The organism is Haloarcula terrestris, assembly GCF_031624315.1.
GTDB lineage: Archaea > Halobacteriota > Halobacteria > Halobacteriales > Haloarculaceae > Haloarcula > Haloarcula terrestris.
Genome location: NZ_JAMQOM010000002.1, coordinates 137381 through 160908 on the forward strand (window position 1 = coordinate 137381; position 23528 = coordinate 160908).

26 protein-coding genes are annotated in these 23528 nt (G+C 66.5%); 12 read left to right on the forward strand and 14 right to left on the reverse strand.

The annotated features are described in order from the left end of the window. Positions 1 to 90 precede the first annotated feature (90 nt). From NDI54_RS04515 to NDI54_RS04560, 10 genes are all read right to left on the reverse strand, one after another. Entirely contained in the window at positions 91 to 651 is a 561-nt protein-coding gene (locus NDI54_RS04515) for a hypothetical protein (protein ID WP_310895285.1), read from the reverse strand. Beyond that, positions 648 to 1415, reverse strand: a complete 768-nt coding sequence (locus tag NDI54_RS04520) for a nucleotide-binding protein (protein ID WP_310895286.1) — start codon at positions 1413 to 1415, stop codon at positions 648 to 650. The genes NDI54_RS04515 and NDI54_RS04520 overlap by 4 nt, the downstream gene beginning before the upstream one ends. Before the next feature lie 60 nt (positions 1416 to 1475). Next, entirely contained in the window at positions 1476 to 2957 is a 1482-nt protein-coding gene (locus NDI54_RS04525) for a cobyric acid synthase (RefSeq protein WP_310895287.1), read from the reverse strand. Between the two features lie 669 nt (positions 2958 to 3626). After that, positions 3627 to 4277, reverse strand: coding sequence for a cob(I)yrinic acid a,c-diamide adenosyltransferase (locus NDI54_RS04530; protein WP_310895288.1), 651 nt, complete (start codon positions 4275 to 4277; stop codon positions 3627 to 3629). Between the two features lie 69 nt (positions 4278 to 4346). Continuing rightward, on the reverse strand, positions 4347 to 5063 hold the full coding sequence (locus NDI54_RS04535; RefSeq protein WP_310895289.1) for an adenosylcobinamide amidohydrolase: 717 nt from the start codon (positions 5061 to 5063) through the stop codon (positions 4347 to 4349). Next, positions 5056 to 6114, reverse strand: coding sequence for a threonine-phosphate decarboxylase (locus NDI54_RS04540; RefSeq protein WP_310895290.1), 1059 nt, complete (start codon positions 6112 to 6114; stop codon positions 5056 to 5058). Before NDI54_RS04540 ends, NDI54_RS04535 begins: the two co-directional genes overlap by 8 nt. Positions 6115 to 6180: 66 nt before the next feature. Then, a complete protein-coding gene (locus NDI54_RS04545) occupies positions 6181 to 6720 on the reverse strand; it encodes an NTP transferase domain-containing protein (protein WP_310895753.1) in 540 nt (179 codons plus the stop codon). Next, positions 6720 to 7523 (reverse strand): adenosylcobinamide-GDP ribazoletransferase, encoded by an 804-nt coding sequence (gene cobS / locus NDI54_RS04550; protein ID WP_310895291.1) that lies wholly within the window; start codon positions 7521 to 7523, stop codon positions 6720 to 6722. The genes NDI54_RS04545 and cobS overlap by 1 nt, the downstream gene beginning before the upstream one ends. Continuing rightward, complete coding sequence (locus NDI54_RS04555; protein ID WP_310895292.1) at positions 7514 to 8437, reverse strand: CobD/CbiB family cobalamin biosynthesis protein; 924 nt, start codon at positions 8435 to 8437, stop codon at positions 7514 to 7516. The genes cobS and NDI54_RS04555 overlap by 10 nt, the downstream gene beginning before the upstream one ends. After that, positions 8431 to 9069 carry an HAD family hydrolase gene (locus NDI54_RS04560; protein WP_310895293.1) on the reverse strand — a complete coding sequence of 213 codons (639 nt, stop codon included), beginning with the start codon at positions 9067 to 9069 and terminating at the stop codon, positions 8431 to 8433. The genes NDI54_RS04555 and NDI54_RS04560 overlap by 7 nt, the downstream gene beginning before the upstream one ends. Before the next feature lie 198 nt (positions 9070 to 9267). Here NDI54_RS04560 and NDI54_RS04565 point away from each other — a divergent pair, with 198 nt between their 5' ends. The 7 genes from NDI54_RS04565 to NDI54_RS04595 all read left to right on the forward strand — a co-directional run bounded on the left by NDI54_RS04565 (position 9268) and on the right by NDI54_RS04595 (position 14879). After that, positions 9268 to 9648, forward strand: coding sequence for a translation initiation factor IF-5A (locus tag NDI54_RS04565; RefSeq protein ID WP_004515075.1), 381 nt, complete (start codon positions 9268 to 9270; stop codon positions 9646 to 9648). 2 nt (positions 9649 to 9650) lie between these two features. After that, positions 9651 to 10454, forward strand: coding sequence for an agmatinase (speB, locus tag NDI54_RS04570; RefSeq protein WP_310895294.1), 804 nt, complete (start codon positions 9651 to 9653; stop codon positions 10452 to 10454). Positions 10455 to 11017: 563 nt separating this feature from the next. Beyond that, the gene (locus NDI54_RS04575; protein WP_310895295.1) at positions 11018 to 11989 is read left to right on the forward strand and encodes an alpha/beta fold hydrolase; all 972 of its coding nucleotides are present in this window, start codon (positions 11018 to 11020) and stop codon (positions 11987 to 11989) included. A 127-nt stretch (positions 11990 to 12116) separates the two neighbouring features. Beyond that, the gene (locus NDI54_RS04580; RefSeq protein WP_310895296.1) at positions 12117 to 12881 is read left to right on the forward strand and encodes a hypothetical protein; all 765 of its coding nucleotides are present in this window, start codon (positions 12117 to 12119) and stop codon (positions 12879 to 12881) included. Between the two features lie 51 nt (positions 12882 to 12932). Then, a complete protein-coding gene (locus tag NDI54_RS04585) occupies positions 12933 to 13700 on the forward strand; it encodes a Nif3-like dinuclear metal center hexameric protein (protein WP_310895297.1) in 768 nt (255 codons plus the stop codon). A gap of 4 nt (positions 13701 to 13704) precedes the next feature. Further along, complete coding sequence (locus NDI54_RS04590) at positions 13705 to 14268, forward strand: transcription elongation protein SprT (RefSeq protein WP_310895298.1); 564 nt, start codon at positions 13705 to 13707, stop codon at positions 14266 to 14268. A gap of 176 nt (positions 14269 to 14444) precedes the next feature. Continuing rightward, positions 14445 to 14879, forward strand: coding sequence for an ester cyclase (locus tag NDI54_RS04595; protein WP_310895299.1), 435 nt, complete (start codon positions 14445 to 14447; stop codon positions 14877 to 14879). A gap of 81 nt (positions 14880 to 14960) precedes the next feature. Here NDI54_RS04595 and NDI54_RS04600 read toward each other — a convergent pair whose 3' ends face one another. Both NDI54_RS04600 and NDI54_RS04605 read right to left on the reverse strand, forming a co-directional pair. Then, positions 14961 to 15290 (reverse strand): AzlD domain-containing protein, encoded by a 330-nt coding sequence (locus tag NDI54_RS04600; protein ID WP_310895300.1) that lies wholly within the window; start codon positions 15288 to 15290, stop codon positions 14961 to 14963. Then, positions 15280 to 15972 carry an AzlC family ABC transporter permease gene (locus NDI54_RS04605; protein WP_310895301.1) on the reverse strand — a complete coding sequence of 231 codons (693 nt, stop codon included), beginning with the start codon at positions 15970 to 15972 and terminating at the stop codon, positions 15280 to 15282. Before NDI54_RS04605 ends, NDI54_RS04600 begins: the two co-directional genes overlap by 11 nt. 156 nt (positions 15973 to 16128) lie before the next feature. On the opposite strand from NDI54_RS04605, the gene NDI54_RS04610 reads away from it, so the two are divergent. The 3 genes from NDI54_RS04610 to NDI54_RS04620 all read left to right on the forward strand — a co-directional run bounded on the left by NDI54_RS04610 (position 16129) and on the right by NDI54_RS04620 (position 19000). Continuing rightward, positions 16129 to 17136, forward strand: a complete 1008-nt coding sequence (locus tag NDI54_RS04610) for a deoxyhypusine synthase (RefSeq protein WP_310895302.1) — start codon at positions 16129 to 16131, stop codon at positions 17134 to 17136. Between the two features lie 117 nt (positions 17137 to 17253). Next, entirely contained in the window at positions 17254 to 18267 is a 1014-nt protein-coding gene (locus NDI54_RS04615) for a glycerophosphodiester phosphodiesterase (RefSeq protein WP_310895303.1), read from the forward strand. 229 nt (positions 18268 to 18496) lie between these two features. Next, on the forward strand, positions 18497 to 19000 hold the full coding sequence (locus NDI54_RS04620; protein ID WP_310895304.1) for an MGMT family protein: 504 nt from the start codon (positions 18497 to 18499) through the stop codon (positions 18998 to 19000). Here NDI54_RS04620 and NDI54_RS04625 read toward each other — a convergent pair. Both NDI54_RS04625 and lonB read right to left on the reverse strand, forming a co-directional pair. Then, on the reverse strand, positions 18997 to 19824 hold the full coding sequence (locus NDI54_RS04625; RefSeq protein WP_310895305.1) for a CPBP family intramembrane glutamic endopeptidase: 828 nt from the start codon (positions 19822 to 19824) through the stop codon (positions 18997 to 18999). The two genes, NDI54_RS04620 and NDI54_RS04625, sit on opposite strands and share 4 nt — an antisense overlap. Continuing rightward, a complete protein-coding gene (lonB, locus tag NDI54_RS04630) occupies positions 19825 to 21945 on the reverse strand; it encodes an ATP-dependent protease LonB (protein ID WP_310895306.1) in 2121 nt (706 codons plus the stop codon). A 168-nt stretch (positions 21946 to 22113) separates the two neighbouring features. Here lonB and NDI54_RS04635 point away from each other — a divergent pair, with 168 nt between their 5' ends. Both NDI54_RS04635 and NDI54_RS04640 read left to right on the forward strand, forming a co-directional pair. Next, a complete protein-coding gene (locus NDI54_RS04635; RefSeq protein WP_310895307.1) occupies positions 22114 to 22680 on the forward strand; it encodes a nicotinamide-nucleotide adenylyltransferase in 567 nt (188 codons plus the stop codon). Further along, positions 22680 to 23459 (forward strand): SAM hydrolase/SAM-dependent halogenase family protein, encoded by a 780-nt coding sequence (locus tag NDI54_RS04640; protein ID WP_310895308.1) that lies wholly within the window; start codon positions 22680 to 22682, stop codon positions 23457 to 23459. Before NDI54_RS04635 ends, NDI54_RS04640 begins: the two co-directional genes overlap by 1 nt. Positions 23460 to 23528: the final 69 nt, after the last annotated feature.

Sequence of the window (23528 nt, forward strand, 5' to 3'; positions counted from 1 at the left end):
CACGTAGCGCCACAGGGCAATAGCGTCGGTGTGTGGCGTCACCCGGAGACAGCGGGAGTCCGTCACCGGCGATATCATCGTGGGCGGACCTCAGAACTCCCACTGCTGGGCGCGCTCGCGGGCCTCCGAGCGCGCCTGTTCCTTGATAGCCGCAATTTTCTCCGTGTCGTCGAGGAACGCCTCGACGGCACTTCGCTCCGTGGCTCCGGCTTCGGCCGTCGCTGCGTCGTCGTCGCTGCCCATCGGTGACAGCCGCTCGTCGGAAGCCGCCCGTCGCGTGCTATCGGCCAGTGCCGGGTCTCCACCCAGTCGCTCGGCGGGCATTCCGGGCGGGACCCGCAGGTCGGCGGCTTCGTGCGCTGATTCGAGGTCGGCGGCGTCGAGCGCGTACAGCGAGACGTGATACGGGCCGGGTATTGCGAGGTCCGCGAGCGCCGGCGGGCCGCCGCGGTCCGTGCCGGTGTGGTAGGCCAGCACCGGCACGCCGTCGGTGAACGTGATGACGCCACGGCCCTCACCGTCGAGGAGCAGCGTCTCCTGGGACTCGAAGACGGCGTAGCCGGTCAGTTTGCGGTCGAGCACGTCGGCCAGCGAGTCCCGCGGGTCCGTGACGACGCGGGACTTGTCGAGTCGGCCGCGGGGTAGCTTCATAGTGACTCGGGGATGACAGCGCTCTGGAACCGGTCGGCGGCGTCGGCGGCCGTTCCGTCCTGTATCGTAAGCCCCTCGGCGGCCGCCCGGTAGGCCGTCGCCGCCTCACACTCGGGCGCGTGGGCAAGCAGCGGTCGGCCGGCACGACGCGCCTCGCGGGCGCACTCGCTTTCGGGGACCGACGCCAGCGTCGGCCCGTCGAAGTACCGCTCGGTCTTCGCAGAGACTTCCTCGATAGACCCGGACTCGCGGACCTTGTTGAACAGGAGGCCGGCCACGTCCGTGTCGTAGGTCGTCGCGTACTCCTGGACCTTCAGCCCGTCCGAGATGGCGGGAATCGTGGGCTGAAGGACGACCACGATGCGGTCGGCCAACACGATCGGAAGCACGGCGGTCCGGCTGTCAAGCGCCGGCGGCGAATCGAGGAGAATGATGTCCGTATCCTGTGCAAGCGTCGCAACCACGTCCCGGAGCCGAGCCGGGTCGGCGTCTCTGAAGCCGTCGAGACTTGTGCCACAGGGAACGACCGTCAGCCCGAACCGGTCGTAGGTGGCCGCTTCGACGGGTGCGTCATCGGCCAGGACATCGTGCAGCGTCGTCTCGGCGTCGGAGAGGCCCGCATGAAAGAGGAGGTTCGCCATCCCTGTGTCGGCGTCGACGACCGTCACGTCGTAGCGGTCGGCAAGCGCCATCCCGAGGGCGACGGTGCTCGTCGTCTTGCCAGTCCCGCCCTTCCCACTGGCGACCGCGAACACTTCGACCATTGGAGAATATTGCGAACTAAGCGTATATAAATTTCCGGGATAGCTAGTAGTATCAAAAGGTCACAGCCCGGGAAGCACAAGCGGTTCGAGGTCGACGTTGGCAGTGATAAGATTCGCCGCTCGTTCGTACGGATCGCCGCTGTCGTCTCGCACATGTTCCGCTTGGGGGTCGATACCGGATGTTTCGAACGCATTTCGCACGAAGGCATCTCTCGCAGTGTCGTTGACGAAGAGGTCATGCAGGTAGGTCCCCAGCACGTCGTCCATCGCCGCCCCGCCGCCGTCGAAGGGACGGACTGCCTCGCCAGTCAGCGTCGAGTCGCCCATGTGGATCTCGTAGCCCTTGACGGTCCCGCTCGCCCCCGAGAGCGGCCCGACACCATTGAGGTCCCGCTCGACGTGTTCGACCGTCTTCGATTCGCTGAACTCCGTCGTCACCGGGAGCAGTCCCAGGCCCTCGACGCGGTCCGCGTCGCCGGTCCCCTCGATTGCGGCGTTCGTGATCGCCTCGCCGAGCATCTGGTAGCCGCCACAGAGGCCAATAATGGGGCCGTCGAACGACCGGAGGCGGTCGCCGAATCCCGCGTCGGTGAGTGCCAGCAGGTCGTCGACCGTGTTCTTGCTCCCCGGCAGGACCACCGCGTCGAACTCGTCGAGTGTGGCGTCAGGCGGAACGTACGCGACTCGGACACCGGGTTCGCGGGCGAGCGGCTCCAAATCAGTGAAATTCGAGATGCGCGGGAGCCGCGGGACCGCGACGGTGACGCTCTCGGTGTCGGGCACGCCGTCGTCGCCGCCGACGACGGACCACTCGCCGACCGGTGGTAGCGCGACGCTGTCCTCCTCGGGGAGGCCGGGATCGTCGTACGGCACCACGCCGAGGACAGGGACGCCGGTCTGGTCCTCGAACTCCTCGATGCCGGGGTCCAGCAGCGACCGGTCGCCGCGGAACTTCGTGATAACTGCGCCGGCCACCTGCTCGCGGATGTCCTCGGGAACGAGTTCGAGCGTCCCGACGAGCGAGGCGAACACACCGCCGCGTTCGATATCGGCGACGAGTAGCACGTCGGCGTCGGCGAAGCGCGCCGTCTCGACGTTCGCCAGATCGCGGTCGTGAAGGTTGATTTCGGCAATCGAGCCAGCCCCCTCTGCAACGATGATGTCGTGGGCCCGAGAGAGTCGGTCGTGGGCCGCGCGAGCGGCCACTAGGGCGTCCCCCCAGTGCTCGTCGTAGTACCCGCGGGCTTCGAAGTGCCCGACCGCCTCGCCGTCCAGAATGAGCTGTGACTCGCCGTCGCCCCGCGGTTTCAGGAGCACCGGATTGTGGTCGGTCGACGGCGCGACGCCGGCCGCGCGGGCCTGGACGTACTGCGAGACGCCGACCTCGCCCCCGGGTGTCGCCCGGGCGTTGTTGCTCATGTTCTGGGCCTTGAACGGCGCGACCGAGACGCCGCGGTCGGCCAGATAGCGACAGAGGCCGGCCGCGATGGTCGACTTGCCGACGTGGCTCGCCGTCCCGGCGACCAGCAGCGTGTGGGCCATTAGGCTGTGTTAGGAGACGAACGCACTGGTGTCTTTCGCTCAGACGGCTGAACCGATTTAGGATTAAGCTAACTTCATTGAATTGTTGTCACACCCATACTAGAACGGTCAGTACAGAGGAATAATTTATCTCACATCCAATTGTTGTGTCTGTCATGAAGTCTTGGTCCTCGGCTTTGGTCGGTATCGGAATCGGTGCCGTACTTGGCTATGTCTTTGGTATACAGCGCGGAGATCTGTGGATTGGGGGTAGTATAGCAGTTACGTCGTCAATTGCAGGGTACGGTTATCTTGCGTATCCCCAGTATCGAACCAGATGGTCTGGTCCCCACTCGAAATTCTGGTACACTCTCGTCGGTGTGTTGGCACCCACGCTGATGCTTCTTACGCCAAACAGTCTTCTCCTCTCCGATGATCTGTCGATAGTGGTTTTCCTGGGTTGTCTCTGGCTCGGCGGCGTTAATGCTGGCGTGGCACTTGTACACGAGTCCTCAGGCAATACAGATAACGAAGCACCATCGACTCTGCAATCGTCTCCCAGTGATTGACGCTCAATAAACAGACGTACTGTGAAGTGTCTTCAGGCTACCCTATCTGAAATCAACATCTTGCGAAGAGTAGTATGACACTCTGACAAAGAAATGAACCCACTCCGTTGCTGAGACCCGTCTAGAACTCCGTCCCCTTCCGCGCGCCCTGTCCGGCGTCGATAGGGTGTTTCTCCTTGCTGACTTCCGTTATGAGATCGGCATGGTCGGTCAGAAATTCTGGTCGCTCGTGCCCGCCCGTCAGGACCAGTTCGAGATCATCCGGTTTGGATTCGATCAGCGACACCACGTCTTCGGGATCGACGAGGCCGCGGTTGGCGGCGTAGAGTATCTCGTCGAGGACCAGCATGTTGACGCCCTCCTCTGGCGCTCCGTCGGCCTCTTGGGGCGTCGAGAGGTCGGCGTCGGAGCTGGCCTGAATAATCTCCTGGGCGCGGTCGAGTGCGCCCTTCGCGCGGGCTTCGTGCTCGTCGTCCTCGCTGCCATCGAGGAAGCCGTGCCAGCCGTAGTGGCCCGCGTTCTCGTAGGAGAAGCCCGGCAAGGCGGCGATGGCGTTGTACTCCCCGCGCACGTCCTCGACGGTACTTGTCCCGCCTTTCATGAACTGCAGGAGGTGGACGCGGTAGCCGTGGCCGACGGCGCGGGTCGCCATCCCCAGCGCCGCCGTCGTCTTCCCTTTGCCGTCGCCCCACCAGACCTGCACCAGCCCGAACTCCTCGGGCGCGCTCGGGCTGATGGGCTCGGCGGTCGGTCCGGCCGTGTTGTCGCTCATGCCCGTCTGTTCGACCGGATTCTGTTTAGCCGTTTGGACTCCGGGACCGGTGTGGGAGAACCGGCCCTTTCACGGCTCGAACACCTCGGTCTCGCGGTCGGTGACCACGCCGTACTCCGCGCCCTCAACGGTCGGCAGGGCGTTGCCGTCGTATCGGGCAGCGAGACTCGCCCGGATAGCGTCGCGGACACAGACACGAGCGGCGGCCCCGATTTCGGTCGCGCTGCCGGCGAAGTGGGCGGGCTCAGCGCTCGGGACACAGCCGACGATGGCCGCGTCCGAGGTAGTTCCGGGCACGCCCGCGGCGTCGAGCAGCGTCGCGGCCTTGGCTTCCACGACTGTCGCGAGCAGCGTCGCCAGTGCGCCGTCGCCCAACGCGCGGTCGACGCCGACGACGAGATTGACCGTGCCGGGTCGCCAGTCGGGGCTGTCCGCCGGATTCGACGTTGTCCCATCGGCACCGTCCGCTCCATCCTCCCTCGACATCGGCAGCGCGGCGGGGTTCGAGAGACCCGCGGTCGCCAGCACCGATACCGGGCCGCTCCGGGCACAGCGGGCGTGGGCCATGTGGACGCCGGTGAGCAGCGCCGGGCCGACGGGGAAGCCGGCCGCAGACAGCCGTTCAGCGCGATAAGCGTCGAGGTCGGTCCGCTCGAACCCCTCGGGCACGGTGACGTTGTAGACAGAATCTGCCACTCGGTAGCCGCCGTCCCACGCCGTCGAGAGCCAGCGAGCATCCTCGCGGCGGACCTGACAGACGCCGTCCCGAACGGTCGTCTCAAACATCCAGCGCGTCCAGCAGCCGGTCGTTTTCGTCGGGGGCTCTGACGGCGACGCGGACGTGTGCATCCAGCCCGCGGAACGTCCGGGCGTCCCGGAGTGCGATCCCGGCCTCGCGGGCCGAGACGAGGATCTCGTCCACGGTTTCGTCGCCGTCGCTGACCGCCAGCAGGAGAAACGGCGCATCGGAGGGGAACACGTCGAACCGCGCCGCCAGCCGCTCCCGCATGCGGGCTCGCTCCTCGGCGACGCGGGCCTTCGTCTCGGCGACGAACTCGCGTTGCCCGTAGCAGTGCGTGCCGACCGCGGCCGCGGCGGCGCTCATCGACCAGGCACGGCGGGCAGTGGCGAGGCGGTCCCTGGCTGTGCCCGCTCCGACGGCGTAGCCCATCCGGACGCCGGGGAGGCCGAACAGTTTTGTCAGTGAGCGCGCGACGATGACGCCCTCACGGCCCGCCAGCGAGGGTTCGCCGGTAAAGCCGAGAAAGGCCTCGTCGACCAGCAGCGTCGTCCCGGCGGCAAGACAGTCATCGGCGAAGGCCCGAAGCGCCGATGGGTCGGCGGTCTCGCCGGTCGGATTGTTCGGGGTGCAGACGATAGCGAGTGCGTGGCCGGACGGGTCGACCGACAGCAGTTCGTCGTGTGGGACGAACTCCGGCGTTCCGCCCTGGAGCCGGACTTCGCGGGCGTACTCGCCGAAACTCGGATAGGGGATGAGGACGCTGTCGCCGGCCCGGACCGTCGTCTGAATCGCCAGGCGTATCGCCTCGAGGCCGCCGGCCGTGGGTATCACCTGCTCGGGCTCGCACTCGACGAATGTTGCTGCGGCCGCCCGGAACTCGGGGTAGTCGTCGGCCGGATACGAGCGGGCGGCGTCGAACGCCTCTCGGTACGTCCTCGCCGAACCCGGTGGAACGCGGGGGTTCGTGTTCGCACTGAAATCCAGCAGGTCCGGGTCGTCGCTGCTGCCGTGTGGCACGCGGCCGTCCGGACCGATGGCGTCAGCGGCCCCGTCGCCGCCGCTCGCTCGCAAACCGTCGACCGAGTCAGGGTCCATGCCGAGGGGCTACGGCGGGCGGTGTGGAGAAGGTTTCGTGGTGGTTCGGTTTCTGCCGCTATATCGTTACAGCCACTGTTCTGCGACGCGCGCGTCAGCGAGCGTGTTGACGTTGACCGCGACGCGTCGGTCCCGCGTGAGCCAGGCATCGTCGGGACCGTCGCCGACGACGTTGACGCCCGTCGGCGCGACCTCTCGGTCGCCGCTTTCGAATGTCGTGTCGTCGCTGACGCCCAGCCCGCGCTTCAGCGAGGCCGGGACCAGGACTGTCAGCGAGCCCCCGTTGTGTTCGTCGAGCACGCGGTCAACGATGTCGCCGTCCAACAGCGGCAGGTCGGCAGCAACTGTCAGCACCGGCCGTGACAGACGGTCATGGGCCAGCGCGCTGTCGAGGTCTGCGACGTATCCCTCGCCCGGTGTTTCGATACAGGGCACGTCCAGATGTGCCCGAGTCTGTGGTGCGTTTGGCGACGCTACGGCTATAATTCTCTCGACGGAACTATCCCTGAGTGCGCCGACGACCCGGTCGACCATCGGGACGCCGCCGACTCGGAACAGCGGTTTCTCGGCGTCGGTGTCAAGTCTTGTTCCGCGCCCGCCACACATCACCAGAGCGTCCATGCGAGCACCCCCATATCGCCCGGCGACACCGGCCAGACGCCACCGAACAGCGACCACACGGCGACGCCGGTGTGGAGCGCGACGGCGCGCGTAAGTTCGTTGGCCGCGCCGAAGATATCCCCGCTAACGCCTCCCAGTCGGCGGTCCGCCCATCGTGAGAGGGCGACGGCGAGCAGCGGGCCGGTGAGGACTGCGACCGCGGTCACCGGAACGGCGACGATAGCGGCCGGGAGCGCGACGGTAAGCGAGGCGAACAGCTGGCGCGGGCCGTTCCCGTCGATAACCGTCGACCCGAACCCGTCGTGGCTCGGCCGACCGACGCAGGCCAGCGTCGCCATCGCGAGCTTTGCCCCCACTTCGGCAGCGAGGACCAGCGCGACGGCGACCAGCGGCGGGAGCCCGGCAGCGGCCAGCGCGGCCAGCGCCAGCGCGAGGAGGACGGTCCCCAGCGCGAGGACGGCCCCGACGCCGACGGTGGTGTCCCGCATCACGTCGCGGCGCTCGGCGGGGTCGCCGTGAACGACGGCGGCGTCCCCGAGGTCGGCGAGGCCGTCGGCGTGGTTGATGCCGGTGACGAGGACGACGCTCCCGAGATACGCCGCGGCGACGACCGGCGCTGGGAGCAGACCGACGGCGAGAAACGGGACGGCGACGAGGCCGCCGACGACGTAGCCGGCCAGCGGGAACGCCGCGGGCGTCCCGACGAAGGCGTCCCAGGCCCGCTCGCTGTGGCCGACCGGGAGCCGCGAGAGGAAGCCCAGCGCCCCCCGAACTGCGGTCAGAACCACGCGAACACCCCCACGCCGGCCAGCAGGTACGCCAACAGCCCGGCGACGCCGACCCGCGTCACGCTGCGCTGGGCCGTCGCCACGTCGGGGAGTCCTCCCGCGGGGTTCAGCACATACACGCCTGGCTTTTCGAGTCGCACGTCCAGCGCCGCGGCGGCCGTCCCCATCGGCCACCCGGAGTTCGGTGAGGGGACGCCGTCCAGCCAGGCCCGGGCGCGGGCCACCGAGCGGGGCGACCCGCAGGCGACGGCAAGCAGCAGCGCGCTCACCCGCGCCGGGAGCCACATCACGGCGTCGTCGAGCCGCGCCGCGGGCGTTCCGACGCGTTTCGAGCGGTAGCCCAGCATCGAGTCCATCGTATTGACGGCCTTGACCCACGCCGCCGCGCCGGCGGCGACGGGAAGCGGTGGAAGGCCACCGCCTGCCGCGGCCAGCCCGCCCAGGACGAACGCGGCCAGCGACGCGACGAGGCCGTCGGCGAGGTTCTCCGACGCGCTCTCGACGGCCGCGCTGCGGACCTCGCCCGCCGAGAGAGCGCTGGCGTCCCGGCCAGCGAGTGCGAGCAGGCCGTCCCGAGCAGCCGCGAGGTCGACCTCGGTGTCGGCGATGACCCCCCGAGCGGTCGAAAGGAGGCTGCGGAGGCTGGTGGTCAAAAACAGCGCAAGGCCGGCGAGCGCTGCGGCAGCCAGCGGTTCGCGGGCGGCGGCGAGCGCGACGCTGCCACCGACGACCGTCGCGGCTCCGAGCGGCAACAGCACCACAGCAAGCGTCCCGACCGCGAGCGGGTGGTCCCACTCGCGGTCGACGGCCCCGACGAGTCGCCCGAACCACGCGACGGGGTGGAACCGGGTCGGCGGTTCCCCGACGGTGAGTTCCAGCCCGCTGGCGACGGCCACGGCCAGCGCGCTCAGCACAGCTCTCCCTCCCGGAGTTTCTCGGCTATCGCCGGCAGCGAATGGTCGTCAAGGAGAATCGACTGTGCGCCCGCGCGGCCCGCGCCGCCGTCAGTGCGGGCGTCGTCGCCGACGTGGACGAGGTCAGAAATCCCCACGCCGAGCGCGTCGGCGGTCGCCGCGAAGATGCGCTGATGCGGTTTCCGCCAGCCACAGCCGACGCTGGTAATTACGACATCGAATGTCTGGCCGCTCTCGGACTCGATGTCGGCACGGTCCAGTGTCCGCTCGACCAGTCCCGGAACGCTGCAGTTCGAGCACATCCCGACTGGCCCTCGCTGTGCTGCGGCGGCCAAGACATCGATGGCTCCCTCGTGGACAGTAACTGGGCTATCGAACGCATCGAGGACGGCTTCGGCTGCTGTCTCCTCGGTGATCTCGATTCCGCGGCTGGCAAGTGCCAGTCGAACGTGCTCGTCCAGCGGCGCTTCCTGCCCGCGGTCGTACTCGCGGTGTGCCGAGCGGTAGGCGTCCTCCCAGCCCTCTGGGACGTGAACCGACCGGGCCGACAGCGCCGCTGCAACGGCGTCCCACGGCTCCTCGGGCCGGTCCGTCGCAACGAGTGTCCCGAACAGGTCGAACGAGAGTGCCACGTCTGTGTGGTTAGTGCAAGCTCACTTGAACTGTGGGGTGGACACGGGAACCGTTGTGGGACTCGGTACTGCTGTCGGGTCGCTCAAAGCGGTCGAAAACCAGCCACACCAGACGCGCCCAGCGACGGAGTCGGTAGCGACAGCCCTCGCTTACGGCATTCCAAACCGTTTATACCCGAACAGTGGCAATCCGGCGGTATGGCAAGAGAGCAGACCGAAGTTCGAGAGCTCGACGAAGGCAGCTACGTCATGATCGAAGACACGCCGTGTAAGATCAACTCCTACAGCACGGCCAAGCCGGGCAAGCACGGCAGTGCCAAGGCCCGAATCGACGCCAAGGGTGTCTTCGACGGCAAGAAGCGCTCGCTGTCCCAGCCCGTCGACGCGAAGGTCTGGGTCCCGATCGTCAACCGAAAGCAGGGCCAGGTCGTCTCCACCGACGGTAACGACGCCCAGGTCATGGACCTCGATACCTACGACACGTTCACCATGCGCGTCCCCGAGGACATCGACCTCCAGCCCGACGACGAGATCGAGTACCTCCAGTACGAAGAGCAGCGCAAAATCACACGCTCGTAACGATGCTGCCCGGTGCGGGGGCCGACCGCGGGGCGGCCGACTACGCGCTCGTTGGCGCGCCACTCGACGCATCCACGTCGTTTCGCCCCGGCGCGCGGTTCGGCCCGCGCCGCGTCCGCCAGTTCGGCCAGCAGTTCGACGATTACGACCACCGCACCGACCAGCACTTCACTGATTGTTCTGTCTACGATCACGGCGATATCGGTCCCACGGCCGATGTCGCCGAGTACCTCACTTACCTCCAGGGTACCCTCTCGGATTTCGATAGCGAGGGGGCTGTCCCACTTCTCGTCGGCGGCGAACACACCGTCTCCATCGCTGGCGTGCGCGCCCTCGACCCCGACGTGTTCGTCTGTCTGGACGCGCATCTGGACCTGCGCGAGTCCTACGCCGGCGACGAGTACTCCCACGCGACGGTGACCCATCACGCGCTCTCGGTGGCCGACGAAGCAATCGTCTTGGGCGCACGTACCGGCTCGGAAGCCGAATGGGACCGCGCGAGCGAGGCCGACGTGACCGTGGTTCCGCCCGAGGACGTGGCCGACTGGTCGCCCGCGTTCGACGACGAGCGGGTGTACCTCTCCGTCGACATCGACGCCGCCGACCCCGGGTTCGCGCCGGGAACCGGGACGCCGGAACCGTTCGGCCTCGAACCGCGGGAGCTACACGACGTGGTCCGGGCCGTCGCACCGCAGGCCGTCGGGTTCGACACCGTGGAGGTCAACGACCGCGACGACGGACAGGCGGCGACGCTGGCCGCGAAACTCCTCCGGGCGTTCGTGTTCGCCCACGCAGCCGACGGCTAATTCCGAATGTATCAGGGTGTCAGACAGCCGGTGCTACTCTCAGATAGTATCGCCTGAATAGACCGCACAGTAGGTGTGCGTCGTTGTCAAACCCGGTTGCTCGCGCTCAGCCCCATATCGATTCTGGACGCAATATGAGGAGCACAAGGAAGGCAACGAGGATACCGAGACCAAGTATTCGCAGTACGCCTGCCGAACGGTGTCGGTTCGGTGGCAGCGATTCGGCTACCCCAGAGAACGCAAACGCGATACCCAAAAAGAGCATGTTGTGCGGGCCGTTGAGTACAATACCGAAATACACCCAGCCAAGGATGCAAATGAACGAGAAGAGTGCGAATACGAGGCCCTTCCGTCGGCCGTCTGGCTCACGAAACAACATCCGTTGAACTGCCTCCATACGTCCTAACAGAGGTTTGACCCAGTAAAAGGTTCTCTGTATTAAACGAACCGAGCAGCACAATTACGGGTGTCCGAACTGATTATAGCACCCTACGTTCCGCCAATCGTTCGTATTTCGACTACTCCGCGGTATACTGATACGCCCAGCGCCAGACCGTCCGCGTATGAACACCGATACCACAGTCCCGCAGGATCGCGCGCTGTCGCCCGATGACTGGCCCAATCCGGCCGAGCGCCGCTACGCGGACGCCCAGACCCGTCTCGCCGACCACTACGACCTCGCTGTCGAGTCCCGAGTAACCGAGACAGACGCGGCGGGCCGGGTTCACTACCTTGTGGGCGGGGACCCGGAGGGCGAGCCCGTATTGCTGCTTCACGGCGTCGGGACGCCGGCGGCGACGTGGCTGCCCCTGTTTCCGGCGCTCACCGACGAGTACCGCGTGTACGTCCCCGACCGGCCCGGACTCGGCCTCTCGGCCGCTCCGAGCTACCGGGACCGAAACCTGCGCTCGTTTCTGGTCGCGTACCTGGTGGCCCTCCTCGATGATCTCGCTATCGACCGGCCCCACGTGGTTGGCAACTCCCACGGCGGCCTCCAGTCGTTCCTGCTCGCAATCGACCACGACCGGGTGGACCGACTGCAACTGGTCGGCGCACCGGGCGGCGTCTCGCGGGACCTCCCGCTCCTGTTTCGCCTGCTGACGGTCCGCGGCCTCAATCGCGCCCTGTTCTGGCTCATGAGCCGCGGCGACCCGGTGGAGAACGCCAAGCAGTCGATGCAGCGGGTCAACGTTGTCGACGCCTCGGCGATACCGGCCGTGTTCTACGAACTGCTTGCCGCTGGCCAGGACCTGCCCGGCCGAGAGGAAAGCCAGCGGTCGCTGGCGACCGCACAGGGGTCCTACGGCCGCGCCCACCCGCTGTTCGACATCCGAAACGAAATCGTGGGTGTTGACCGCCCGACGCAGTTCGTCTGGGGGACGGACGACACCTTCTGGCCGCCCGACGTGGGCCGTCCCGTCGCCGAGAAGATGCCCGACGCCGAGTTCCATGAACTCCCGGAACACGGCCACACGCCGTGGTTGGAGCCGGGTGACGAAGTCGGCAAACTGGTCCGTGGGTTTCTCGACCGGTAAGCTGTATTTGTTTTAATACATCGAATACATTGGCGTACCGTCAGCCCTGTCCGGACCGCTTGGATTGGTATACGGTGTCCGATGAGTCAAGAGGTCATTTATTAAACGGGCCGTCGTTCTTGCGGGCATGGACCAGCTATCGTCGTGTTACTTCTGCGGTGGCGCGCTCGACGTTTCGCTCTCCGAGTATCCGATCATCCCGAAATCGCTGGACCCGGAAGCCGAAAAGCAGGGGACCGTCGTGCTCTGCTCGACCTGCCGGGAGAAGCTCGCAACCATCGTCGAACCGGCTGTCGAGGCGGCGAAAGCGGACGCCCGCGAGACGGCGGAGGCAGCTACTGATACCGGGACCGCGGAGCCGCCGGGCCTGCTGGACGATTCTGAAACCCAGACAAGTGACGAGCCGACGACGGCCGACAGCGTGGTCGAGCCGGCCGACGACGGGTCGCTTCTGGGCGATGACAGCGCGGGTACGAACGGTCAGTCGGCATCGGAGCGGTCGGCGGCGACGGCGGACTCGACACCGGAGCCGGAGGCGACGGACTCGGACGAGACGGACACTGCGACGGACCCCGTGGACGAACGAGCAGCGGAGTCGACTTCGGAACGCGATACAGGGACGGCGGGAGCTGAGACCGGAGCTAACGACGCTGAGAGTAGCGATACCAGCGACGGCAGCGCCGACGGCCCTTCGCTGACGAAACTGGAGTACAACAAAGTAATGCGCCTGCTCCAGAACCGCGAGATGCCGGTCGACCGCGCGGAGATCCGCGAGGTCGCGGTCAACGCCTACGACATCGACGGGGAGCAGTTCGACGCCATCATCGACGCCGCGGTGGACCGGGACCTCATCGGCCAGGAGAACGGCCAGTTGGTCGAATCGGACGGGTAGCTGGACGCCAGTAGAGAAAAGCATACCACCGGGCATCTCGAAGCCCGCGCTATGAACGCAGAAGACATCGGGACGCGTCTCGACGACCGACTCGACATCGAGGCCTACGCCGACATCGATGCCAGCCCGAACGGGCTGCAGGTCGGGCCGGCGAACCAGCCAGTCGAGCACGTCGCCTTCGCAGTGGATGCGGCCGTCGAGACCATCGACCGCGCCGTCGAGGCGGGCGCTGACCTGCTCGTGACCCACCACGGCATCGTCTGGGGAGGGATGGAGCGCGTGACGGGAACCAACTACCGCCGGGTCGCGCCGCTGATCGACGACGACCTTGCGCTGTACGTCGCGCACCTCCCACTGGACGGCCACCAGTCGCTGGGCAACGCCGCTGGTGTCGCCGACCTGCTGGACCTCGCCAACCGCGCTCCGTTCGGGTCGATGGGCGGCGAGCACATCGGCCAGCGCGGGACCCTCGTGGAGCCCCAGACAGTCACCGAGCTCGCTGATACCCTCGAGGGAACTCTCGACACTGGCGGGCAGTCTGTTCAGGTACTCGACTTCGGGCCGTCGACTATCGAGGATGTCGCCATCGTCACCGGCAGCGGCGTCGACTGGCTTCAGGAGGCCGTCGAGGCGGACGCTGACGTGCTCATCACCGGCGAAGGGAAACAGCAGGCCTTCCACGAGGCGCGCGAAGCGGGGATTCACGTCGTTCTTGCCGGACACTACGCGACGGAGACGTTCGGCGTCCAGTCGCTCCAGACCGTCGTCGAAGACTGGGGGCTGGAGACGACCTACATCGACTGCCCGACCGGCCTCTGAGGCGATGGCTGGCGTCGTTTCGTACGAGGGTATTGTATCGGATGCGGACCTCGTCGCCTGGTCGCAGAAGTACTGTCGCGGGGTCCGCCGTGAGTGGGGTGTCTCGGTCCGGTTCGACCTCGTCGACTGGGAGGTGTCCCACCGCGCCAAACGCCGGGCCGCCGCGGTCAAGCGACCGAAACTGATCGCCGCCACCGTCGGCGAGCGATACGACTGGGACAGCCTTGAGGGGAGCGACGGCCGCCCGCTCCCGTGTACGGTGTCGCTGACCTGGGACGCGTTCTCGGCTTTCGAGCGGGACGCCTGGGAAGCGACGCTGCGCCACGAACTCATCCACGTCGAGCAGTATCAGCGCGACGGGACGACCGACCACGGCCAGGCCTTCCGGGAGCGGGCCGAGACGCTCGACACCGACGTGCACTGTCCGGCCTTCACCGAGCCGAAGCACGTCCTCACCTGCGAAGCGTGTGGTGGCCTCGTCGCCCGCCGCTATCAGGACTGCAAGCTCGTTGAGCAACACGAGCAGTACCGGTCGGACTGCTGTGGGGCGGCGCTGGACCTGGGCTGACTCCGGGCGGCTCCCTGCCGTCGCGGTTCGATATTCGAACACACGTTCCCACGTGCTTCACCATCCCGGCCATCCCACGTTAAAGACTAACACATTCCGTGACGAACACCGATGTGGGGCTTCAGGCAAGCCGGACGCTGGCCCGATGCCCGAAGCGCCACGCGTGAGGCAAGTCCATGTCAACGACCGAACACACGAACGCGGATATCATCGGACGGTATCTGCATGCGTTTAACGAACGAGACCTGGAGACGTTGGCCGAGATCCTGGCGGACGACGTTGTCGAGCACAGTATCCACGAAGACCTCCACGGCCCCGACGAGGTCATCGAGTTCCTCGAATCGCACTTCGAGCGGTTCCCCGATTACAGCGGCACGACCGACGCGATGGTCATGGAAGGTGACACTGTCGCCGTTCGGTACTCCGCCAAGGGGACCCACAAAGGCGAGTACCACGACGTGGAGCCGACCGGTCACGAAGTCGAATGGACGGGGATGGCGATGTACCGACTGGAAGACGACGAGATCGCGGAGGTGTGGGTCGAGGAGAACCGCCTCGGACTGTTAGAACAACTCGAAGCCGTCGACCCGCCGGCACATCTCCGGATTTGAGCCGTTCTCGGGCGGGAGCAGCGCCTCCCGGCCCGCATTTCTTGTCGCGACTTCGCTTTGGATCGTCGCTGGGAGGCCACATCACAGCAGGAACCGGACCACCCAGAGGACGCCCATTCCCGTGGCCATCGTCGCGAACACGTCCTCTGTTTGCCAGGCGACGCCGGCCGCGAGCGCTCCCGCGACGAACTTGTCGGGGGCGAAGGCCGCGGCATCGAGCGTCACAAACGACGGGAGGACGAGTGCGGCGAGGACGGCCGCGGGGACGAACCGCAACAGGCGTTCGACGCCGGGCGGAATCTCGTCGAGGCGGCCGAACAGCGCGATGAACGAGAGCCGGCAGGCGTACGTCAGGACGCCGACGAGGGCGATGGCCACGGCGAGCGCAACCGGGTCGTAGCTAGTCGCCATCGGTCCCCTCCGCGAGCGACTCGGTGACAACGCCGGCGGTGATGCCGACCGCCGAGCCGACGAGCAGGCCGAGATTGAGCGGGAGGCCCGCGCCGAGGACGGCCAGTGCGCCCCCGACGACGGCCGCGACCGCGGACGCCCGGTCCTCGATGGCCGGGACGAGGATCGCGAGAAAGACCAGCGGGATGGCGAACTCCAGCCCCCAGGCGTCTGGGACGCCGGTCCCGAGCAGCGCGCCGGCGACGGTGGTGACCTGCCACACCGCCCAGAGCGTCACCGCCGCGCCGAGGTAGTACCACTTGCGGTCGACGGGGCGGTCGGACCGATAGCTGGCGACGGAGATGGCGTACGCCTGGTCGGTGAGGACGTACGCGAGGACGGCCTTCCACCGGGCGGTGAAATCGCGGAAGTACGGCGCGATGGAGGCCGAGTACATCAGGTAGCGGAGGTTGATGACGACCGCCGTCGCCACGACGACGGAGAGCGGGGCGTCCTGTCCGAGTAGTTCCAGGGCGGCGATCTGCGACGCGCCGGCGAAGACGACGACGGACAGTCCGACTGCCATCGAGAGTCCGAACCCTGCGTTGACGGCGGCGATGCCGGCGACGAGGCCGAAGGGGACGATGCCGAGCAACAGCGGAGCCGCGTCGCGGACGCCGCGGCGGAACGCGGAAGTGTCCATGTCGGTGGGTCAGCGTCGGTGACGCTAAGGCCTCCGCTTGGCCTGCCGTGTGCTACGTCGAGACGGGGCACAGGGCGCGGACGACCTGGTGAGACAGCGACGCCCCGGCGCGGCGAACCGGGGCGTTGAAACATCGGCGCGCCCGACTGGCGTCCAATGAGCGACCACACCGACGAGCGCGAGACGTTCCATCACGACCCCATCGGCCACGCGGAGGCCCGGGCCGGCATGACGGTCGGAGAACTGGCTGACAGCTACGGCGAGGCCGGCATCGGCGCGAGCGATATCCACGAGGCCGTCGACATCTACAGCGAGATGCTCGACGACGACGTGACGACCTTCTTCGGACTCGCTGGCGCGATGGTGCCAACCGGAATGCGAGCCATCGTGAGCGAACTCATCCGCGACGGCCACATCGACGTACTCGTGACGACGGGCGCGAACTGCACCCACGACAGCATCGAGGCCATCGGCGGGAAGCACCACCACGGCGAGGTCACGCCCGAGGACCGGACCGAGCGCGAACACGACGAGACGCTGCGGGACGAGGGTGTCGACCGCATCTACAACGTCTATCTCCCACAGGAGCATTTCGCCCTGTTCGAGAACCACCTCCGCGACGAGGTGTTCTCGACGCTGGAAGAGGAGGGACCCGTCTCGATTCAGCGCATGACCGAGGAGCTGGGCCGGGCCAACAGCGAGGTCAACGACCGCGAGGACGTGCCCGAAGACGCCGGCGTACTAGCGGCCGCCTACGAGAACGACGTGCCGGTGTACTGCCCGGCGTTCCAGGATTCGGTGCTCGGCCTGCAGGCGTGGATGTACTCACAAACCAGCGAGTTCACTGTCGACGCGCTGGCGGACATGACACAGATCACGGACATCGCCTACGAGGCCGACAGCGCCGGCGCGATGGTCGTCGGCGGCGGCGTTCCGAAGAACTACGTCCTCCAGACGATGCTGGTCTCGCCCGACGCCTACGACTATGCCGTCCAGTTGACGATGGACCCCTCGAACACCGGCGGCCTCTCGGGTGCGACGCTGGAGGAGGCCCGCTCGTGGGGGAAACTGGAAAAGGACGCCCGTAACGTCTCGGTGTACGCCGACGCGACGATCACGCTCCCGCTGGTCGTGGCGGCGGCCCGCGAGCGGATCGGCGAGTAAGCCTGACTGGTACGGTATGTACGGCTACAGACCTGAACGCTGTCACCCACGGCTACCGAGATGGACATATCACTCATATAAACGGTCTTTCGCGACCGCTTGGCAGCCGTACCTGCCATGTCACAGTACATCGGTCGGCGGATGTTCGTTGAAGGAACCGCGGCGACGCTGGCAGGCGCGGGACTCGTCGGCGGCGCAACGGCCCAGGAGTCCGACGATGAATCGGACGACGACGGATCAGACGAAAGTGAATCAGAAAACACCGAGGACGAGGAGATGCCCGACGACACGACGCTGATCGCCCACCGCGGGTTCGCCGGCGTCTACCCGGAGAACACGGAACTGGCCGTCGAGGCCTCGTCGTTCGGCGGCCCAGGGACCCGGACGGCCCACCGACGCGCCGACATGATCGAGGTCGATGTCGTGCCGACGGCCGACGGCACGCTCGTCGCCTTCCACGACAACGGACTGGCCGAACGCGACGGCGGCGAGCGCGGCCTGACCGACACCGAGGGCCTCGTCTTCGAGACCGACACCGACACTGTGACCAGTGCGAAGGTTCTCGGCACTGCGGAGACGGTCCCGACGCTCGAAACAGTCATGGACTCGATTCCGCCGAGCGTCGCCGTCAACCTGGAGTTCAAGAACCCCGGCAGCGAGGACCTCTATTTCGCCGAGTCGCTGTCGGACCAGACGCTGTCGACCCAGCGAGAGGTGTGGCGGCCCTACACCGAGCGCGCACTCGACCTCGCCAGCGAGTACGATAACGATATCCTCGTCTCCTCGTTCTACGAGGCCGCGCTGGCGACCGTCCGCGACTACGACGACTCGGTCCCCATCGCCTTCCTCTTCTGGGACAGCATCGAGACGGGCCTGGAAGTCACCCGACGGTACGACTGCGAAGCGATGAACGTCCCCTGGAACACGATTCAGGGAACGCCCTTCTTCAACGACGACGGCTACATCGAGTCCGACCTGAGCGACATCGACCTCGTCGAGATCGCCGACGACGAAGACCGCACGCTGAACACCTGGACAGTCAGCACCTGGTATCAGGCCCAGGAACTGGTCCGGGCCGGCGTCGACGGGCTCATCTCGGACTACCCCACCGTGCTCTCGTTCCAGGACTGACGGCGGATCTCGGTTTCGTTGTTTTTCCTCAAAGAGCCAGAAAGCCCGTTGGACAATCCAGGCTGGGTGGGGATGAAAGGGGCGAGGCGCTGGGGGTACGAGGCGACGCAAGCACTGGAGCGAACGCAGTGAGCGAAGGGCGCAGCGAGTCGCAGGAGCCCAGCGCCTCGGGGCTTTCTGGCTGTTCGAAAGCGCTGCCCAGTCTGTGATACAGTCAATCCAAGGCCGAATGTTGAAGGGGCGACCGGCCGACGACGCTAGCATGGAAGCACCGACCGGGGACGCAGGAATCTACGCCCGCGAGTCGTCGTATCTCGACCGATACGTCCAGCTCGGAGAGGCCGGCGACCGGATCATCTCGCTGTCGTTCCCGTCCCAGCCCGAGGACGATGTCAGCGAAGACCACGCCCTGCTTGACCGCATCGACGAGTACCTCCAGGGCGTCGAGGACGACTTCACGGACGTTACTGTCGGTCTCACTGTTCCGACGGCCCAGCGAACGGTGCTGGAAGCCGTCCGGGAGATTCCCTATGGCGAAGACGCCTCCGTCGCACAGGTCGCACGGATGATGCCCGACCTGGACGATGACGACGAAGACGACCTGGCACAGGTCCGGGAGGCGCTGGCCGCGAACCCTGTGCCGCTGTTGATTCCCGACCATCGAGTCCGGGACGGGCCAAGCGCCGCGCCGCCGCCCGTCGAGCAGAAGCTCCGCGCCGTCGAGGGCCTCTAGACCCAGAGCCGGTCGACGCCCAGCCCCTCGTGGACGATCAGTTCGAGGGCGTTGACGAGGTAGTGGGCGACGACGACGGCGAGCAGACTGTCTGTTGCGATGAACAGGCCGGCGAGCGCCAGCCCCAGCGTGCCGGTGACGACGATGCCCGCACGGCCCTGTGCGCCGTGGCCCAGCGCGAAAGCGACGGACGCGACGAGAGCCATCGCCCATGCTGGTGCGCCCAGACCCGCGACGGGGACGCCGATAGCCGCCGCCCGGAAGAGGAGTTCCTCGACGATGGCGATGACCGGCAGGATACCCCCCAGCAGGACGACCCAGCCCCCGGCCGAGTCCGGTGCGAGCAGTTCCCGCAGCGATTCGTCGAAGGCGACGCCGAAGCCGTCGGCCAGCGCGGCGGCGAGTTCGTTGCCCAGCCAGAAACCGACGCCCGCACCGATGCCGATTGCCAGCGCCGGTAGTCCGGTCGAGAACGCCTCGGTGGTGATACCGAACGCGCTGGCCGGAATTTCGAAGTAGAACGCGCCGGCGACCAGCAACACGCCGAACACCCCCTGCGTGAACGCGACGTTGGCGAGCACCATCCCCGTCGAAAGGTCGCTCGGGGCAAGTTTGTCCTGCATCTGCTGTCGCTGGGCCGCCGCCCGTTGCGTCTCGAAGCGTGGGATGGTTGGGTCTCGGTGCTCGGTGGCTTTCGAAACGCTGTCGACTGTCGATGAGACGCCGCCGTCGGGCCGCACCGCTCCTTGCGAGAGTCGTGCGAGACCGAGTAGCGCGGTTAAAAGGAATCCCGTCAGGCCGACGAACGCGGCCCACTCGGGCATCTATTGGGGGCTGGGACTGCCGCCGCTCTGCCGGCCGACCTCGTGTTCGAGCGCCTTGCCCGTGATGGACTTGAGGCGGTCGACCAGCGAGTCCTTCTCCGCTTCGCCGGTCAGTGCGACCTCCAGGACCTCGGAGATGTGCGAGACGGGGATGATCTCGATCATGTCCTCGTACTCGTCCTCGATCATCACGTCCTGGGTGTTCGCCTCTGGGATGATGACCGTATCGAGGCCGGACTTCGCGGCCGCCTCGATCTTGTGCGTGACACCGCCGACCGGGAGCACGTCGCCCCGGACCGACAGCGAGCCGGTCATGGCGAGGTTCTGCTTGACGGGGACGTTCTCCAGCGCGGAGATGACCGCGGTGGCGACCGTGATCGAGGCGGAGTCGCCGTCGACACCGCCCTCACCGGCCTGGACGAACTGGATGTGTACGTCCTTCTCGGAGATGTCCTCGTCGGAGAACTTCTTGATGATCGCCGAGACGTTCTGGACGGCCTCCTCGGCCATTTCCTTGAGCTGTCCCGTGGCGATGACCTGGCCGGGACCCTGTGACGGGCTGACCTCGGCCATCACGGGGAGGACGATACCGCTGTCCTCGCCCATGACGGCGAGTCCGTTGACGCGGCCGATCACGTCGCCCTGGTTGACGGTGAGCTCGTAGTCCTTGCGGCGCTCGATGTAGTTGTCCGCGAGCTGTTGCTCGATGGACCGGGAGCGCCGTTTCGCCTGCAGCACGTCCGCACGCTCGGTCTGGTCGCGGTCTTCGGCGCGAGCGATGTCGCCGGCGACGCGGACCAGTCCGCCCAGATCACGGAACTTCAGGCTGAGGTGGCCTTTCCGGCCGGCGCGGCGTCGGGCTTCGAGGATGAGCTCCTGGACAGCTTCCTCAGTGAAGTGCGGGAGCCGACCGTCGTTTTCGACCTCCTGGGCGACGAAGCGCGCGTACTTGCGCCGCATCTCGGGGTCGTCTTCGATGGTGTCGTCCATGTACACTTCGTACCCGTACCCCTTGATACGGGAGCGGAGTGCGGGGTGCATGTTCTCCATGGCGTCGAGGTTCCCCGCGGCGATCATGATGAAGTCACAGGGGACGGGCTCGGTCTGGACCATCGCGCCCGAGGAGCGCTCGGACTGGCCCGTGATCGAGAACTCGCCCTCCTGAATGGCCGTCATCAGCTTCTGCTGGCTGCGGATGTCGAGCGTGTTGATCTCGTCGACGAACAGCACGCCCTTGTTGGCCTGGTGGATCGCGCCGGGTTCGACGCGGTCGTGGCTCGGCGTCTCCATTCCGCCGGACTGGAACGGGTCGTGGCGAACGTCGCCCAGCAGCGCACCGGCGTGGGCACCCGTGGCGTCCTCGAACGGCGCGGTCTTCTGGTTGGCGTTGTTGACCAGCAGGTTCGGGATCATCGCGTCGCTGCCACGCGAGCCGTAGCGGAAGGCGAGATAGATGACACCGGCCGCGAGAATCCCCAGCAGGACTTGCTGGACGAGGATCAGGGCGTAGCCGATGACGATGGCGATGATGATCCACATGAGGAAGGTCCGCATCTGGTTGCGCTTGCGGGCCTCCTCCTTGTGGGCCTCGACGATCTGTTCCCCTTTGCCGCCGGGGACAGTGCGTACTTTCGGTTCATTGCCGTCGTCGGGGTTGTGATAGACGAGAACGTCCTGCAGTTCCTCCCGTGGAAGCAGCTGGGACATCGCCTTCGCCAGCATCGACTTCCCCGTTCCGGGGGAGCCGATCATCATCACGTGGCGGCGCTGTTTGGCCGCCTTCTTGATCACGTCACGGGCGTGGTCCTGCCCGATGACCTGGTCGACGAGTCGGTCAGGGACTTCGATGTCGGCCGTCGATTCGATTTCGAGGCCGCCGAGGAGGTTATCCTCGTCTCCCTCCAGTTCGGACTCGCCGTCAACTTGGACATCGCTTCCGAGTGTCGTTTCGGACGTTTCTCCCTCGCCGCCCCATCGGTCTTCGGTCGGCTCCTCGGCCGAGGGTTCAGAGGCAGGTTCGTCGGGGTTCTGCTTGGCCCCGTTGTTCGACGCCTCCTCCCCAGCGTCGGTTGCCTCCCGGTCGGAGTCGGGAGTCGCGTCGGTGTCGGTGTTGTCGCTCATACAAACGTTGCTAACAACTGCATGGAAGGACTGTCGACTGATATACTTTCTCCCCGCGTCGGTCGTTACAATGCCAGAAAACCGCAATACAGCGGCCGAATGCGGTTGGCGGTAACGGTGCCACTGCGCGTCGTCGGGTTTATCAAACCACCACACCCACTGGGGAGTATGCGTGGGTTCTACATCGGCCGCTTCCAGCCCTACCACAACGGCCATCATTCGATGGTCGAGCGCATCGCCGAGGAAGTCGACGAGCTCGTCCTGGGCATCGGAAGCGCCGACGATTCACACACCACACATGATCCCTTTACGGCCGGTGAGCGGATCATGATGATTACGAAGGCCGTCGCGGAGTACGACCTGACGACGTACGTCGTGCCCCTGGAGGACATCAACCGCAACGCCGTCTGGGTGAGCCACGTCGAGAGCATGTGTCCGGACTTCGACGTAGCCTACTCGAACAACCCGCTGGTCGTCCGGCTGTTCGAGGAGGCTGGCATCGAGGTCCGCCAGTCGCCCATGTTCGACCGCGACCGGCTGGAGGGCAGCGAGATCCGACAGCGGATGATCGACGATGAGTCCTGGCGGGATCGGGTCCCGCCGTCCGTCGTACAGGTCATCGAGGAGATCCACGGCATCAAGCGACTCCAGCACGTCTCGGACAGCGACTCGCTCGAACGGTACGCCGCCGCCGACGAGTCGGTCGAGAAGTCCATCGAGGACCTCGATGACTGATGATAACGCTGAGCTCGGACTTCGGCTCACCCTACCCCGCAGCGATGAAAGGCGTCATCTGTCAGGCGACCGACGCCCGCATTGAGGACATTGCCCACGACTTCCCGCGGCAGGACGTTCGGGCCGCGGCGTTCTGGCTCACGCAGACCCTCCCGTACTTTCCGCCGGCAGTCCACTGCGTCGTGGTCGATCCGGGCGTCGGGACCGACAGGAATGCTATCGTCGTCCGCGCGGGCGAGCACGCGCTCGTGGGGCCAGACAACGGCGTCCTCCTGCCGGTCGCCCGCGAACTGGCCGAAAACGGGGGACGCGCTGCGGACGCGTTCGAAGTGTTCACCTGGGCCTACGACGACCCCGCGAGCAGCACGTTCCACGGGCGGGACGTGTTCGCGCCCGCCGCGGCGGCCGTCCACGACACCGGCGTCGAAAACATCGAATCGCGGCCCGAAACGACTCTGACTGACGACTACGTCGCCCTCCAGTTTCCGGACCCGTCCGTCGACGGCGACGAGGCGACCGGCGAGATTCTTGTCGTCGACGACTTCGGCAACGCCGTGACGAACATCCCCGGTGACGTACTCGGCGACCGGTTCGGCGGGACGGTTACAGTCGACGGTGCCGAGGCTCCGGTCCGGCGCGCCTACGCCGCCGTCGATCCAGGCCAGCGGTTGGTCACTGTCGGCAGCCATGGAAACGTCGAACTCGCTGTCAATCGCGGCCGTGGCGACGAGGCCTTCGGCGTCAGTACCGGGGACGCAGTCACCCTGTCAGTACACTGATTGTGACAGCGCGCTCGTTTTAGGGCCACCGAAAAATCGGTGTGCTTAAGTCTTTTAGGCTGGCCTAAC